Origin of the sequence: Lysobacter sp. Root916, assembly GCF_001429785.1 — a bacterium.
In the GTDB taxonomy this organism is placed as follows: domain Bacteria; phylum Pseudomonadota; class Gammaproteobacteria; order Xanthomonadales; family Xanthomonadaceae; genus Lysobacter.
Genome location: NZ_LMJF01000001.1, coordinates 1,078,091 through 1,092,941 on the forward strand (window position 1 = coordinate 1,078,091; position 14,851 = coordinate 1,092,941).

Annotated in this window: 18 protein-coding genes; 4 read left to right on the forward strand and 14 right to left on the reverse strand. The window is 69.1% G+C overall.

The annotated features are described in order from the left end of the window. Positions 1-3: 3 nt before the first annotated feature. The 4 genes from ASE35_RS04970 to asnS are packed head-to-tail and all read right to left on the reverse strand — an operon-like array spanning position 4 to position 2,419. Positions 4-327: a hypothetical protein gene (locus tag ASE35_RS04970; RefSeq protein WP_056174587.1), complete on the reverse strand. Its 324-nt coding sequence runs from the start codon at positions 325-327 to the stop codon at positions 4-6. 11 nt (positions 328-338) lie between these two features. After that, positions 339-644, reverse strand: a complete 306-nt coding sequence (locus ASE35_RS04975) for a hypothetical protein (protein WP_056174588.1) — start codon at positions 642-644, stop codon at positions 339-341. A 7-nt stretch (positions 645-651) separates the two neighbouring features. Then, positions 652-1,005, reverse strand: a complete 354-nt coding sequence (locus ASE35_RS04980; RefSeq protein ID WP_056174590.1) for a hypothetical protein — start codon at positions 1,003-1,005, stop codon at positions 652-654. 13 nt (positions 1,006-1,018) lie between these two features. After that, positions 1,019-2,419 (reverse strand): asparagine--tRNA ligase, encoded by a 1,401-nt coding sequence (gene asnS / locus ASE35_RS04985; RefSeq protein ID WP_057163121.1) that lies wholly within the window; start codon positions 2,417-2,419, stop codon positions 1,019-1,021. Positions 2,420-2,536: 117 nt separating this feature from the next. Here asnS and ASE35_RS04990 point away from each other — a divergent pair, with 117 nt between their 5' ends. The 3 genes from ASE35_RS04990 to ASE35_RS05000 all read left to right on the forward strand — a co-directional run bounded on the left by ASE35_RS04990 (position 2,537) and on the right by ASE35_RS05000 (position 6,024). Further along, the gene (locus tag ASE35_RS04990) at positions 2,537-3,622 is read left to right on the forward strand and encodes a DUF2891 domain-containing protein (protein WP_200956988.1); all 1,086 of its coding nucleotides are present in this window, start codon (positions 2,537-2,539) and stop codon (positions 3,620-3,622) included. Positions 3,623-3,712: 90 nt separating this feature from the next. Next, positions 3,713-4,051 carry an iron-sulfur cluster assembly accessory protein gene (locus ASE35_RS04995; protein ID WP_056174597.1) on the forward strand — a complete coding sequence of 113 codons (339 nt, stop codon included), beginning with the start codon at positions 3,713-3,715 and terminating at the stop codon, positions 4,049-4,051. A gap of 215 nt (positions 4,052-4,266) precedes the next feature. Continuing rightward, entirely contained in the window at positions 4,267-6,024 is a 1,758-nt protein-coding gene (locus tag ASE35_RS05000; protein WP_082611116.1) for a DUF885 domain-containing protein, read from the forward strand. 157 nt (positions 6,025-6,181) lie between these two features. On the opposite strand, the gene ASE35_RS05005 is transcribed toward ASE35_RS05000, so the two are convergent. The 10 genes from ASE35_RS05005 to ykgO all read right to left on the reverse strand — a co-directional run bounded on the left by ASE35_RS05005 (position 6,182) and on the right by ykgO (position 13,837). Next, positions 6,182-7,387 (reverse strand): TraB/GumN family protein, encoded by a 1,206-nt coding sequence (locus ASE35_RS05005; protein WP_056174599.1) that lies wholly within the window; start codon positions 7,385-7,387, stop codon positions 6,182-6,184. Between the two features lie 124 nt (positions 7,388-7,511). Next, positions 7,512-8,252, reverse strand: coding sequence for a hypothetical protein (locus tag ASE35_RS05010; RefSeq protein WP_057163123.1), 741 nt, complete (start codon positions 8,250-8,252; stop codon positions 7,512-7,514). 246 nt (positions 8,253-8,498) lie between these two features. Then, positions 8,499-9,425, reverse strand: coding sequence for an alpha/beta fold hydrolase (locus ASE35_RS05015; protein WP_057163124.1), 927 nt, complete (start codon positions 9,423-9,425; stop codon positions 8,499-8,501). 22 nt (positions 9,426-9,447) lie between these two features. Then, the gene (locus tag ASE35_RS05020) at positions 9,448-10,059 is read right to left on the reverse strand and encodes a TetR/AcrR family transcriptional regulator (protein ID WP_056174606.1); all 612 of its coding nucleotides are present in this window, start codon (positions 10,057-10,059) and stop codon (positions 9,448-9,450) included. A 75-nt stretch (positions 10,060-10,134) separates the two neighbouring features. Beyond that, a complete protein-coding gene (locus ASE35_RS05025; protein WP_235569993.1) occupies positions 10,135-10,680 on the reverse strand; it encodes a GNAT family N-acetyltransferase in 546 nt (181 codons plus the stop codon). Next, positions 10,677-11,564 (reverse strand): carbon-nitrogen hydrolase, encoded by an 888-nt coding sequence (locus ASE35_RS05030; RefSeq protein WP_057163125.1) that lies wholly within the window; start codon positions 11,562-11,564, stop codon positions 10,677-10,679. Before ASE35_RS05030 ends, ASE35_RS05025 begins: the two co-directional genes overlap by 4 nt. Positions 11,565-11,659: 95 nt before the next feature. Further along, on the reverse strand, positions 11,660-12,076 hold the full coding sequence (locus ASE35_RS05035) for a hypothetical protein (protein WP_056174610.1): 417 nt from the start codon (positions 12,074-12,076) through the stop codon (positions 11,660-11,662). 26 nt (positions 12,077-12,102) lie between these two features. After that, positions 12,103-13,134: an agmatine deiminase family protein gene (locus ASE35_RS05040; protein WP_057163126.1), complete on the reverse strand. Its 1,032-nt coding sequence runs from the start codon at positions 13,132-13,134 to the stop codon at positions 12,103-12,105. Positions 13,135-13,156: 22 nt separating this feature from the next. Then, positions 13,157-13,492: a hypothetical protein gene (locus tag ASE35_RS05045; protein ID WP_056174615.1), complete on the reverse strand. Its 336-nt coding sequence runs from the start codon at positions 13,490-13,492 to the stop codon at positions 13,157-13,159. A gap of 219 nt (positions 13,493-13,711) precedes the next feature. Then, a complete protein-coding gene (gene ykgO, locus ASE35_RS05050) occupies positions 13,712-13,837 on the reverse strand; it encodes a type B 50S ribosomal protein L36 (RefSeq protein ID WP_010342887.1) in 126 nt (41 codons plus the stop codon). Positions 13,838-14,026: 189 nt separating this feature from the next. Here ykgO and cmk point away from each other — a divergent pair, with 189 nt between their 5' ends. Then, positions 14,027-14,713 (forward strand): (d)CMP kinase, encoded by a 687-nt coding sequence (cmk, locus tag ASE35_RS05055; RefSeq protein WP_056174617.1) that lies wholly within the window; start codon positions 14,027-14,029, stop codon positions 14,711-14,713. Positions 14,714-14,851: the final 138 nt, after the last annotated feature.

The following is a 14,851-nucleotide window of genomic DNA, read 5'->3' on the forward strand; positions in this document are numbered from 1 at the left end:
CGCTCAGTGCCGCTGCGGCAGTTTGCGCACCATCAGCTCGCGCAGCACCTCGTCGTCGTCGGCGCGCGGCGGGGTCAGTTCGTCCACCGCGAAACCGCGTTCAGCCGCATCTTCGTCGTCCAGGCCGTCCAGCGACACGAACTCGGCGTCCATCAGGGCCGCGCGGGCCGTGTCCTCGCTGTCGTAGGCCAGGGTATTGCCGTCGCTGTCGAACACCTCGGCGGTACCGGCCTCGCGCACGCGCAGGCGCGCCCAGATCACGGTGCGGCCCAAAGTGGCCAGCCACCATTCCTCGCGCAGAGTGTCGTTCACGGCTTCATCGTTCATGGAGGCATCGCTCATGGCAGCACCGTGGACAGCGCCCACAGCAGGCCGGCGCAAACCAGGCCGGCGATGATGGTCAGCAGCGACAGCCGGGCCGGATTGGCCAGGCCGTCGAGGTTGCGGTCGTTGGCGCTGCGGTAGCCGCGACCCAACAGCCAGCGCCAGGCCGAGGGATTGGCGAACGCGCCCGCGCCGAGCTCGCGCTGCAGGTCCGGATGGCGGTCGCGGATGTGCACCAGCGACAGCGGCCAGAAAATCACGAAAGCGCAGAAGCCGGCAATGGCGACGGCGACGAACAGCAGGGCTAGAAACAGGATCACGGGCTACTCAGGATTGCGGTGCGCGGTATTCGCCGATGACTTCGATCGGCCCGACGATGTGGTCGTTGAGCTGCTCCAACTCCTCGGCCGGTATCCACCATTCGGTGTGGTGCGCGCCGCCGACCTTCTGGATTTCGTAGCGCGCCATGAAATCCGCATCGACTTCGAACCGGGTCACATAGCCGACGCCGCTGTCCTTGATGTTCCACTGGGTGGCGATGTCGATCGCGTACTGCTCGTTGGTCACCGGATAGAAGATCGGCTGCTCGGGCAGGCGCGGCGGCCAGCGCCGGAAGCCGCTGGCCTCGACCAGGGCCAGTTCCTTCGGGCCGGTCGGGCGATACAGGGTCACCGTGGTCATGGCGTGCGGGGGCTCAGAACTCGGCACTACCAGGCGCGCGCGGGTAGGGGATCGCGTCGCGGATATTGCTCAGGCCGCAGACGTAGACCACCAGGCGCTCGAAGCCGAGGCCGAAGCCGGCGTGCGGCACCGTGCCGTAGCGGCGCAGGTCGCGGTACCAGCCGTAGTGGGTCGTGTCCAGGCCGAACTGGGCGATGCGCGCATCGAGCACATCCAGGCGCTCCTCGCGCTGACTGCCGCCGATGATCTCGCCGATGCCCGGTGCCAGCACGTCCATCGCGGCGACGGTCTTGCCGTCGTCGTTGAGGCGCATATAGAAGGATTTGATGTGCTCGGGGTAGTTGGTGACCACCACCGGACGGCCGACGTGCTGCTCGGTCAGCCAGCGCTCGTGCTCGGTCTGCAGGTCCAAGCCCCATTCGACCGGGAAGTCGAACTTCTGCCCCGACTTCTGCAGCAGGCCGATCGCATCGGTGTAGTCGATGCGTTCGAACGGCGCGTTGACGAAGGCTTCCAGGCGGGTGATCGCATCGGGCTGGACGCGCTCGGCGATGAAGGCCAGGTCGTCGCCGCGCTCGTCGAGCACCGCGCGGAACATGTACTTGAGGAAATCCTCGGCCAGGCGCGCGTTGGCGGCCAGGTCGTTGAAGGCGACCTCCGGCTCGATCATCCAGAACTCGGCCAGATGGCGGGTGGTGTTGCTGTTCTCGGCGCGGAAGGTCGGACCGAAGGTGTAGACCTTGCTCAGCGCCAGCGCATAGGCCTCGGCGTTGAGCTGGCCGGACACGGTCAGGAAGGTTTCCTTACCGAAGAAGTCGCGCGAGAAATCGACCTCGCCGTCCTTGCCGCGCGGCAGGTTGGCCAGGTCCAGGGTCGAGACGCGGAACATCTGGCCCGCGCCCTCGGCGTCGGACGTGGTCACGATCGGGGTGCTGATCCAGTTGAAGCCGTTCTCGTGGAAGAAACGGTGCGCGGCCTGGGCCAGGCTGTGGCGGATGCGGGTGACCGCGCCGAACAGATTGGTGCGCGGGCGCAGGTGGGCGAACTCGCGCAGGTACTCCAGCGTGTGCTGCTTGGGCTGCATGGGGTAGGTCAGCGGCTGTTCGACCCAGCCCACCACCTCCAGCGCGCTGGCCTGGATCTCGTAGCTCTGGCCCTGGCCCTGCGAGGCCACCAGGGTGCCGGTGGCGATCACCGAACAGCCCGTGGTCAGGTGCTTGATCTCGCCGTCGTAGTTGGCCAGCGTGGCCGGCGCCACCACCTGGATCGGCGCGAAGCAGGAACCGTCGCTGACATTGACGAAGCTGAGCCCGGCCTTGGAGTCGCGACGGGTACGCACCCAGCCGCGCACCGTGACTTCACCGCCCGCCGGGACCTTGCCTGCGAGTGCCTGTTCGACGCTGACCACCGTCATGGGATTCCTGCCTCGGAACGCTGTTCGATAAGAACCGGGGATGATAACGGATCGGCGCGGCCCGAAGCGCCGACGGCGCCGCTACACTCGGGCCAGGATCGGGCAGGGGAGTGGGACATGCGACGAGGCTGGATGGTGGCGCTGCTGTGGCTGTGCGCCGCGAGCGCGTGGGCGCAGGCGCCGGCGGCGCTGGACGAAGCCCGCGCCGAGCGCTTCGCCAAGCTGGCGCTGGATTGCGTGCAACGCGAGTACCCGAACAAGCTGTCGCACCAACTGCGCAGCGACGCCGACGCGCTACCCCCGCGCAAGCTGTATCCGGCCTTCTACGGCTGCTACGACTGGCACTCCTCGGTGCACGGGCATTGGCTGCTGGCGCGCCTGCTGCAGCGTTATCCGCAGGCCGAGTTCGCCGCGCCCGCGCGGCGCGCCCTGGCCGCCAACCTGACCGCGGCCAACATCGCCGGCGAGCTGGCCTATCTGCGCGCCGGCAGCGACGAATCCTTCGAACGCCCCTACGGGCTGGCCTGGCTGCTGCAGCTGGGCACGCAGCTGCGCAGCTGGGACGATCCGCAGGCGCGGCAGTGGGCCGCGGCGCTGGAGCCGCTGGAGCGCGAGGCCGCCGGGCGCCTGCTGCGTTGGCTGCCCAAGCTGACCATGCCGATCCGGGTCGGCGAGCATTCGCAGACCGCGTTCGCGTTCGGCCTGGCCCTGGACTGGAGCCAGGCCAGCGGCGATGCGCGCCTGCGCGAGGCGCTGCTGGCGCGCATACGCCAGTTCCATCTGAACGATCGCGACTGCCCGATCGCCTACGAACCTTCCGGCCAGGACTTCCTCTCGCCTTGTCTGGCCGAGGCCGACCTGATGCGGCGCGTGCTGCCGCCGGCCGAATACGCGCGTTGGCTGAAGGCCTTCCTGCCCGCGATTCCGCGCAAGGCCGACGCCGGCTGGCTGACCCCGGGCGTGGTCCTGGACCCCACCGACGGCAAGCTCGCCCACCTGGACGGCCTGAACCTGAGCCGGGCCTGGATGCTGGAAGGCATGGCGCGCGGCCTGCCGCCCGGCGACCGCCGCATTGCCGCCCTGCGCGCGGCCGCCGCGCGCCATCGCGACAGCGGCCTGGCCGCGGTCAGCGACGCGCACTATGCCGGCGCGCACTGGCTGGGTAGTTTCGCCACCTATCTGCTGCTCCCGCCTGGAACTTGAAACGCTGCGTCCCGGGGCCATATCGGTAGGGCCCAGGCCGTCGCCGCGGCCTGCCTGTTACCATGACCGCCTAGCAACGAGAGTCCCCCGATGTCCGTCAGCCTCGCCCCCGCCGCCCTCGAACGCGTCCGCCATTTCCTGGCCGAGGCGCCCGATGCCTTGGGCCTGCGTTTCGGCGTGACCCGCACCGGTTGCTCGGGTTGGCAGCACATCGCCGATTTGGCCCGCGACCAGCGCCCGGGCGACACCGTGTTCGAGCAGGACGGCGTGCGCATCTATGTCGATCCGATCAGCCTGCCGCTGGTCGACGGCACCCGCATCGAGTTCATGAAGCAGGGCCTGGGCGAGCAGTTCGTGTTCCAGAACCCGAACGTGAGCGCCGAGTGCGGCTGCGGCGAGAGCTTCACCACCGCCGCCGACGCGGCCTGAGCCCGCGACCCGGCCGGGTCGCGACCTCCCCTGACGATTCCGATCCCGCGCCGTGCGCGGCGGGTCGCGTCGTCTCGACCGCGACTGAAACCTCGCCCGCAGGCGCGCAGACCCAGCCTGTCCGAATCGGTCCGATAGTGCCGACATTGACTTTCGGCCTAGCGCCGATGCGCAAGTCGCGGGCTAGACTCGGGATCCGCTTCCAGGGGATCGCCATGTTCCGCAAGCTCGTGTTCGCCGCGCTCGCCGCGGCCGTGTTCGTCGCGCCCGCGCATGCGCAGAATGCCGACGCCCGCCTCAAGGCCTATTTCGAGGCCGAGTGGGAGCGCGGCCTGGTCGAGAGCCCGGAAGGCGCCAGCTACAACGGCGACAACCGCTTCAACGACCGCTGGACCGACCGCAGCCTGGCCGCGATCGCGCAGCGCGAAGGCGCCGACCGCGACGCGCTGAGCCGGCTCAAGGCGATCGACCGCGCCGCCCTGTCGGCCGACAGCCAGCTCGATTACGACACCTACGCCTGGAACCTGGAGCGCAACATCGAGCGCCAGAAGTTCCGCGAGTACCTGCAGCCGGTCGGCCACCAGGGCGGCGTGCAGACCGCCGACGGCATCGCCGAGGTGCTGCCCTTCGCCAGCGTCAAGGACTATCGCGACTGGCTGGCGCGCTTGAACGCGCTGCCGGCCACGATCGAACAGACCACCGTGCTGATGCGCGAAGGCCTGAAGCAGGGCAGCACGCCGCCGCGCGTGCTGATGCAGCGCGTGCCGGCGCAGATCGCCTCGCAGATCGTCGACGACCCGGCCAAGAGCGCGTTCTACCGTCCGTTCCTGCGCTTTCCGGCCACGGTGCCCGAGTCCGACCGCGCCGCGCTGCAGGCCCAGGCCAGGCAGGCGATCGCCGAGCGCATCGTGCCCGCGTACCGCAAGTTCGCCGCCTTCTTCAACGACGAATACCTGCCCAAGACCCGCACCGGCATCGCCGTGGCCGAGCAGCCCGACGGCAAGGCCTATTACGATTTTCTGGCGCGCTACTACACCACCACCGACCTGAGCGCCGAGCAGATCCATCAGACCGGCCTGCAGGAAGTCGCGCGCATCCGCGCGCAGATGGAGCAGGTCAAGGCCGAGGTCGGCTTCAAGGGCACGTTGCCCGAGTTCTTCGCCTACCTGCGCAGCGATCCGAAGTTCTTCTACAAGACGCCGCAGGACCTGCTGACCGCGTATCGCGCGCTCTCCAAGCGCATCGATCCGGAGCTGGTGAAGGTCTTCCACACCATCCCGCGGCAGCCTTATGGCGTGCGTCCGATCCCCGACAACATCGCCCCGGATACCACCACCGCCTATTACCAGCCCGGCGCCGTCGATGGCAGCCGCGCCGGTTTCTACTACGTGAATCTGTACAAGCCGGAGGTGCGCCCGAGCTGGGAAATGATGGCCTTGTCGCTGCACGAGGCCGTGCCCGGCCACCACTTCCAGTTCGCGCGCGGGCTGGAGCTGCCGGAGCGGCCGATGTTCCGCCGCACCGCCTACTTCGTCGCCTACGGCGAAGGCTGGGGCCTGTACGCCGAGCAGCTCGGCTACGACATGGGCCTGTACGACGATCCCTACGACCGCTTCGGCCAGCTCACCTACGAGATGTGGCGCGCGGTGCGCCTGGTGGTGGACACCGGCATGCACGCCAAGGGCTGGAGCCGCGAGCGCGCGATCGCCTACTTCAAGGACAACGCCGCCAAGACCGACCAGGACATCGTCAACGAGGTCGACCGTTACATCGGCACGCCGGGGCAGGCGCTGGCCTACAAGATCGGCCAGCTCAAGATCTCGGCGCTGCGCGCCAAGGCCAAGGCCGCGCTGGGCGAGCGTTTCGACCTGCGCGCGTTCAACGACGAAGTGCTGGCGACCGGCTCGGTGCCGCTGCAGGCGCTGGAGGCGCATATCGATGCGTGGATCGCGGCTGAGCAGGGCAAGCGCTGAGCTTGCTCGGCTGCTGGGGACAAGCAAATCCCCCTCAATCCCCCTTTTTCAAAGGGGGAAGACAAACAGGCGCCATACGGGGCGTTCCGAAGTCGACGGTTCCCCCCCTTTGAAAAAGGGGGGCTAGGGGGGATTTGCTCCACCCGCTCTCAATCGATCACCCGATCAACTTGCCCAACATCCGCAACCCACCCGTCCACACGCCGATCGCGGTACCCAGGCTGGTCAGGAAGAAGTTCAGCAGCACGCGCGCGACCCGGTTGCGCCACCAGCCGCGCAAGGTCTGGACGTCGTCGCGCAGGGCCATGAAGTCAGCGTAGGTGGGCTTGCGTACCCAGGCCTCGGTGAGCGCGCTGAGCGTGCCCGAGGCCAGGGCCGGGTGCAGCGGGGTGATCGGCGAGGCCACGAACGCGACCAGGATGCTCAGCGGATGGCCGCCGGCGACCGCGCAGCCGATCGCGCCGAGCACGCCGGTGGCCAGCACCCACTGCAGCAGCAAGTCGGAACCGACGTCGATGCCGCCGCGCCAGAAGCCCCAGGCGAAACCGCCGAGCACGAACGCGGACAGGATGATCGTGAACCAGGGAATGCTGCTCTTCTGCGGCAGCGATTCGAGTTCCTCGCGCACCGTCGCCGGCGCGCGGGTTTCCTCGCGCAGGTGCTGGGCCAGGCCCTGGAGGTGGCCGGCGCCGACCACGGCCAGCACTTCGCGCGCGTCGCCGTGCGATTCGCGCAGGCGCGCGGCCATGTAGCGGTCGCGCTCGGCGATCACGCTTTCGTACAGCTGCGGGCTTTCGCTGGCGAATTCGCCGAAGCTGGATTCGAGCATGTCGCCTTGCTTGAGCTTCTCGATCTCCTCTTCGCCGACTTCCTCGTCGACGAACAGCGCCGCCAGCAGGCCGCCGCCGAGCTTGGCCCGGCCCCACCAGCCCAGCTTGCTGGAGGCGCGCTTGAAGGTCAGGCCGACCTCGCGGTCGATCAGGTGCACGGGCAGGTCGCGCTGGCGCGCTTCCAGCACCGCGCGCTTGAGTTCGGCGCCGGGCTCGATGCCCAACTGCTCGGCGAGCCGGCGCTGGTAAGCGGCCAGGGCCAGGTTGGCCGCGAACAGCGCGGTCTTGCCGGTGCGCAGAACCTGGATCAGGTCCAGGCGCGCGAGCGCGTCGGGGTCGGTGAGCGCCTGCAGGCGTTGCGGGTCCAGTTCCACCGCGACCGCGTCGTAGGCGCCGCTGCCGATCGCGTCGCGCACCGCGTCCACGCTGGCCTGCGACACGTGCGCGGTCCCGAGCAGGGTATAGCGGACGCCGTCGCGTTCGACGATGGCATGGGGTTGGCCGTGCAGGCCGTCGCTGATCGGTGCATTCATTCGGTGATTGGGCGCCGTACGGGGGCTGGCACAGGAAGGCCGGCAGGATAGAGGCTGGGGGAGATAGCGGCAAACCGCGTAGGTCCGACCGCGGCCGGGCCCGGAAGTGCCCGGGCCGGCGCGATCACTGCTCGCGCGCGTCGAACGGGGCCCGATACCACAACACCAGGCCCAGCGCGAGCAAGACCGCGCCTATCCAGCGCAGCCAGCGCGGCCACGCCGGCGCGGGCTGGAGCAGGTCGAGCTGGCTCACGAACAGGGTCTCGCAGGCGCCGTTGCCGGTGTCGTCGCGCGACAGCGAGGTGCCGCGCACGAAATTCATGCCGGCCTGGTGCTTGTACACCGCCAATTGGCCGCGCAGGCGCACCTGGTCGCCCACGCGCAGGTCGCGGATGCGTTCGGCGATGTCGCTGCGCTCGGTCAGCAGATGATTGTTGGACAGCGCGCGGGTGTGCTCGGGCCCGATCGCGGCGTCGCCGCCGTAGCGGAAATTACAGGTCCACTGGCCGTTCCAGAACGCCATGCGCTCGTAGGCGCCGTCGCTGGCGTTGGCGCCCCAGACCAGGCACAGGTCGGCGACGTTGAGGTGGTCGTTGGCGCGGGTGTGGAAGCTATCCCAGAACGTGTCCGAGTCGTGCCGGCTCACCACCAGGCCGGTGATGTCGTAGTCGGCGACCGGCTCGATGCGGTAGTCGACGTCGCCGGCGCGCACCGAGAACGGCGCCTCCTCGACCGCGCGTTGGCGCGGTTCGGTCAGGACCTCGGGCAGCAGCAGGCCGTGCTCGGGCACGGTGTCGCGCTTGAGGTAACCGAACGCGAGCAGGCCGGCGCCGAGGATCAGCAACAGGCGGACCGGGGAGATCACGGGCGCGCGCTCCTGCGTGCGTCCGAGCGCGCGCGTCGGGCGTGGGTGTGCGTAGCCGAATTCACCGCGTCTTCCCCTGGTTTCGCCGCGGCCCGCGGGCCGCCAGCGCGCAGAGTAGAAGCAAGCGCGGCGCCGGAACAAGAGTGGCGTCGCGGCTCAGGGCGCGGCGCTGGCGCGGCGGCTCACCGGCGGCTCATCGGCGGCAACGCGGCGCGGGTATCGGCGGGCGTCGCGCCGCCTGCGCGCTCACGCCCAGCCGTAGGGCAGGTTGGGGCTGGACACCATGCGATCGCCGACGCACTCGCCGTGCAGGAAGCGCAGGCCGGCGTCGATCACGCCGCGGTCTTCGAGCACGCGCTTGTGGCCCAGCCCGGTGGTGCTGAGCAGGCGCGAGTCGGGCCAGTAGCGCGCGTAGCGTTCGCCCTCCGACCACGGCACTTCGCGGTCGCCCAGGTCGTGCACGATCAGGGCCGGACTGGCGATGGCCGGCGCGTTGAGATGCGCCTGTTGTTCCTGAAAGCCGATGCCGATGCGCGCCTCGAAGTAGGCGAACATGCGCCGGCACAGGTGCTCGCCGATCCAGACCAGATCGGCGAAACGGTGGGCGGCCGCGACCGGGTCGGCGGCCGGCGCGATCAGCACCGCGCGTTCGGCGCGCAGGCCGCGCGCCATCGCCAGCAGGGTCGCCGCGCCGCCCAGCGAATGGCCGATCACCGCCGCCGCCGGGCCGTAGTGGCGGCCGACCGCGAGCAGGTGGTGGGTGAAGTCGGGCAGGGTGCTCTGACGGCCGGGGCTCTTGCCGTGCGCGGGCTGGTCGAACGCGACCACCGCGTAGCCGTCGCCGCGCAGGCGCTCCAGCCAGGGCGCGATGCGGGTGCCGTGGCTGGACCAGCCGTGCGCGAACAGCACATAGGGCTGGCGCTGCGGATCGCCCCAGACGTAGGTGACGATGCGATGGCCGGCGACCTCCAGTTCGCCCTCCTGGGCGCCATGGCTGGGCGCGGCCAGCGCCCGGCTGCGCGAGGACGCGAACGGGGTGCTGAACAAGCGCGCGGCGCGCTGCACAGCCGCTTCGGGCGCGAAACGGCTGCCGATCAGGAAGCCCAGGCGGACGCCGTAGAGTTTAATAAAGCTACGAACGGTCGTGCTAATTTTGGGGATAAGCGGGTACATGGCGGAGCCTCTCTGCGCGAGCTCAGGCGGTGGGGGAGGAGTAGGAACGGATCAGGCGTTCGAACGCGCGGTGGCCGCGCTCGACGCTGGCTTCGAAGCCGAACAGGCCGGCGTCGTGGTGCACGACCAGGGCCAGCCCGTAGATCTCGAACGCCAATTGGTGGGCGTCGGTGTCGGCCTGCAGTTCGCCGGCGTCGACCGCCATCTGCACTGCGCGCGCGATGTCGTTGCGCCAACGGGTTTCGTGCTGCAGCACGCGATCGCGCAGCACGCCGGGGCGGTCGTCGTACTCGTTGACGGCCGACAACAGCACGCAACCGCCGGAGGTGTGGCGGGCCCAGTCGAACCAGGCGGCGATGATCGCGCGCAGGCGCGGCAGGCCGCGCTTGGCCTTCAGCGCCGGCAGCAGCACGTACTCGAGGAAGCGCTGGCCGGCGGCGTCGAGCACCGCCAGCTGCAGGTCCTCGCGCGAGCCGAAGTGGGCGAACACGCCGCTCTTGGACATGCCCACCGCCTGCGCCAGCGGACCGATCGACAGGCTCTCCAGACCGCCGCCGATGGCGATGCTGTAGGCCCGGTCGATGATGGCGTCGCGGGTGGCGGCGCCCTTGCCGGTGGCGGTCAGATTGGACATGGCTGAGAAAATAGCACGTTCGTTCGTTTTACGCCTACCGCTCGTCGGCAGAATGGCACATTCAGCGTGCGCGACTCAGCGCGATTCCGGCGCCGCGCCATCGCCCGGACCCAGCGGGCGCAGCATCTGCACGGTATCCAGCCAGCGCCCGTGCTTGCGCCCCAAGCCTTGGAACACGCCCACGGTACGAAAGCCCAGGCGCTCGTGCAGGGCCACCGAGGCGGCGTTGGAGCCGTCGCCGATCACCGCCACCATCTGCCGATAGCCGCGCGCCTCGCAGTCGGCGATCAGCGCCTGCAGCAGGGCGCGGCCGACGCCGCGGCCCTGGCAACCGGGCTGCACATAGACCGTGTCCTCGACCGTCCAGCGGTAACCCTCGCGGCTGCGGTAGCTGCTGGCGTAGGCGTAGCCGGCGAAGGCGCCGTCGAGTTCGGCGACCAGATAGGGATAGCCCTGAGCCAGCACACCCTGCCAGCGCCGCGTCATCTCGGCCAGGTCCGGCACTTCGTATTCGTAGGTGGCCACGCCCTCACGCACTTCCAGCGCATACAGGGCGGCGATCGCCGGTAGATCGCCGGCGACGGCGGCGCGGATCAGCGGCGCGGCGGCCACCGCGCTCAATCGCGATAGCGCTTGAGCAGGTCGCCGTAGGCGTCGATGCGGCGGTCGCGCAGGAACGGCCAGATCCGGCGCACGTGCTCGCTGCGCTGCAGGTCGACCTCGGCCACCAGGATCTCGGGCTCGGCCTGGGCGGACTGGGCCAGGAACTCGCCCTGCGGGCCGAGCACGTGGCTGGTACCCCAGAAGTCGATGCCGGACGCGCCCATCGGCGACGGCTCATGGCCGACCCGGTTGCAGCTCAGCACCGGCAGGCCGTTGGCGACCGCGTGGCCGCGGTGGCTGAGCACCCAGGCGTCGCGCTGGCGGTCCTTCTCTGCCTGCTCGTCGCTGGGATCCCAACCGATCGCGGTCGGATACAGCAGCAGCTCGGCGCCGGCCAGCGCCATCAGACGCGCGCCTTCCGGGTACCACTGATCCCAGCACACCAGCACGCCGAGGCGGCCGACCGAGGTCTGGATCGGCTCGAAACCGAGGTCGCCCGGAGTGAAGTAGAACTTCTCGTAGAAGCCCGGATCGTCCGGGATGTGCATCTTGCGGTATTTGCCGGCGGTGGAGCCGTCGGCGTCGAAGACCACCGCCGTGTTGTGGTACAGGCCGGCCGCGCGGCGCTCGAACAGCGAGCTCACCAGGACCACGCCGTGCTGCTTGGCCAGCGCGCCCAGACGCTCGGTACTGGGGCCGGGGATGGTCTCGGCCAGGTCGAATTCGTCCACCGACTCGTGCTGACAGAAGTAGGGGCCGTTGTGCAGTTCCTGCAGCAGTACCAGCTTGGCGCCGCGCCTGGCGGCTTCGCCCACGCGGTCCTCGATATTGGCGAGGTTGGCCTCGCGCGAGCCGTGGTCGCGGTCCTGGATCAGGGCGACGGGGAGAGTGGTCTTCTTCATGGGCGGATTCGTATGGGCGGGCCCGGCAAGCCGGAGCGGCGGCGTAGCCTGGCATTGTAAGGCTTGCGTGTCTGCGACAGCCCGAGTAGCGGTCGCTATTGCTGGGCCGCCTCGGGCGGCCAGAGGGCCGGACGCCCCGCACGCAGGAAATCCAGCAACTCGTCTTGCGACACGCCCTGATTGACCCAGCGTAAAGGCTGGGCCCGCAGCACGGAGTGCGCATAGGCCAAGGCCTGCGCCGGCTCGTCCGCGACCATCGTCGGCTCAGGCTGTGCCTCGTAAAGGTCGTGCAGATCGCACAGCGCGTAGAGGTCCAGAGATGTTTCGCTGAGCGATCCGCCGACATCGGCGGCGTGGTACTCGCGGACTTCGATCCCGGCCTTTGTCGGGCACAACTCGATCCAGCGCACCGATCGTTCGCCGAGTGGGCCGACGCTTCCGCCCATGAACTGTTCCAGCGTCGCACCGCGTCTCAGGGTCGACTCCAGGAAGGCCGGCGCGAGGTGACGCATTCCGCGGCGCCGGCTGCCGGAATCGCTTAGACCAGCCCGGCCGGCAGCTGCATGGTGATGCAGTGCAGGCTGCCGTTCTGCCAGATCAGCGGGCGGCAGGGCACCGCCACGATCTCGCGATCGGGGAAGGCCTGGGCCAGTATCGCCTGGGCGTCGGCGTCGGCGGCATCGCCGTAGGCCGGCATCAATACAGCTCCGTTGACGATGAGAAAGTTGGCGTAACTGGCTGCCAGCCTTCGGTTTTCGTCGATGATCGGCTGCGCCCACGGCAGCGCGAACAGGCGATAGGGCTGACCGTCGCGGGTGCGCAGTGCGGCCAGCTCGGCGGCCATGGCCTGCAGTTCGGCGTAGTGCGAGTCGATCGGGTCGTCGCAGCCCTGGTAGACGATCGCGTCCGGGCCGGCGAAGCGGGCCAAGGTGTCGATATGGGCGTCGGTGTCGTCGCCCTCGAGGTAGCCGTGGTCCAGCCATAGCACGCGGTCCTGGCACAGCCAGTCGGCCAGCTTGGCGGTGATCTCTTCGCGGCTGGCGTCCGGATGGCGCTCGTGCAGGCACTGCCAGGTGCTTAGCAGGCTGCCCGCGCCGTCGGTTTCGATGGCGCCGCCTTCCAAAGCAAAATCAATGCTTTGGCGCTCACTTTTCGAGAATATTCCCAAGTCGTGCAGACGCTCGACCAGCAGATCGTCCTGGCTGGCGTCGAACTTGCCGCCCCAGCCGGTGAAGCGGAAATCGAGCAGGCGGAAGCCCTCGCCGGCGCGCAGGCTGATCGGGCCGGAATCGCGCAGCCAGGTGTCGTCGTAAGGCGCTTCGACGAAGCGCACCCGGTCCATGTCGATGCGGGCCGAGGACAGGCGCGCACGCGCATAAGCCTGCACGTCGTCGTCGGCGACGCAGACGATCGCCGGCTGGAAACGGGTGATCGCCGCGACCAGGGCGATGTAGGTCTCCTCGACCTCACCCAGGCGATCGGCCCAGTCGGTGTCGGCGTTGGGCCAGGCGATCAGGACCGCGGACTGGGGTTCCCACTCCGCGGGGAAGCGCAATGCATGCTCGGTCAAAACTACGGTCTCGTTCGGCGGCTCAGCGCACGGGCGGCTTGGGCCCGATCTCTTGCGCGTCGGCCTTGTTGGCGACCACGTCGACCACCTTGTTCTTCTCGAAGTACACGGTGAACGCCGGGTAGACCCAACGGTTGATGGTGGGCCACTGGCGCTTCTGGCCGCCGCGCGGGTCCAGGCGTTCGGCCGGGGCGCCGTAGCGGGCCTCGACCTGGGCCATGGTCTGGCCGCGGACGGGCATGGCCGCCTTGTTCTCTTCGGACACGCGCTCGATCAGCAGGGTGTCGGCGGAGGCGGCGGTGGACAGGAGCAGCAGGGCGGCAAGCGCGAGTACGGCAGGAGCGGTGCGGGACGTCATGGGTGCAACCTCGCTGGAGGACGCGAGATTGTACGCACAAGCCCCGATGCCACGGCAGCACGCGGCCGTCACGTTTTCGCGATTCGGCCGGGCCAGCGAGGGCGCCGGCACGCAACGCAGAAAGGCCGCCTCGCGGCGGCCTTCCAGTCGAGCGGTTCGAGGCGCGAACGCCGCGAACGGGCTTCTCAGCGCTGACGCGCTTTGAACATGCCCCTGGTTTCAGCGCTGACGCGCTTTGAAACGCGGATTCGACTTGCAGATCACGAAGACCTTGCCACGGCGGCGAACGACTTTGCAGTCGCGGTGACGGGCCTTCGCCGACTTCAGGGAGGACAGGACCTTCATGACAGACCTCGGCAACAGGATTGGAATAGACAGCCCGCGATAATAGCGGGTAAATCCCACTGCGATCAAGTGTTTGCGCGAAATAAATTGCGGGTGGGCCGAATCGGGCCCCGCCGCGCATCCGGATCGGGGCGCTTGCGGCCGTCACGATGAACAGGGAAGGGCCGGCGTCCTTGCATAATAGCCGGCATGACTACCCCTCACGACAGCAGCATCCCCGTCCTCACCATCGACGGCCCCTCCGGCTCCGGCAAGGGCACGATCAGCCGCCTGGTCGCCCAGTCCCTGGGCTGGCATTACCTGGATTCCGGCGCCCTCTACCGCGCGGTCGGCGTCGCCGCCGGCTGGGCCGACCTGGACCTGGCCGACCCGGCCGCCCTGGTCCGCTGCGCCTTCGACACCCGGATCGGCTTCCGCGACGACGAGCGCGGCGAGCTGCGGGTGCTGGTCAACGACCAGGACGCCACCGACGAGCTGCGCACCGAGACCGCCGGCGCGGCCGCCTCGGCCATTGCCGCCATCCCCGAGGTCCGGGCCGCCCTCAAGGACCGCCAGCGCGCCTTCCGCCAGCCGCCGGGCCTGGTCGCCGACGGCCGCGACATGGGCACGGTGATCTTCCCGGACGCCCCCTACAAGGTGTTCCTGACCGCCAGCGCCGACGAAAGGGCGGAAAGGCGCTATAAGCAGTTGAAAGACAAAGGGGTTTCCGTTACTTTAGACGGTCTGCTGCGGGAGATTCTCGCCCGCGACGCCCGCGATGCACAGCGAGCGGTGGCACCGCTGCGCCCGGCCGACGACGCCGTGCGCATCGACACCACCGGCCTGGGCATCGCGCAGGTGGTCGAACGCGTGCTGGCCTTGTTGCCGGCGCGCTGACGTTTCCGCAAACGCGGATCGAACGCGGCAGTACGCAACAAAAAACAGCCCCGCCGTAATTCCGCGGCGGGATCCACAACGACACATGGTGCAGTCCATCGCGCCACATAACGGGTGGGTCGACCACGTGCTGCTTGC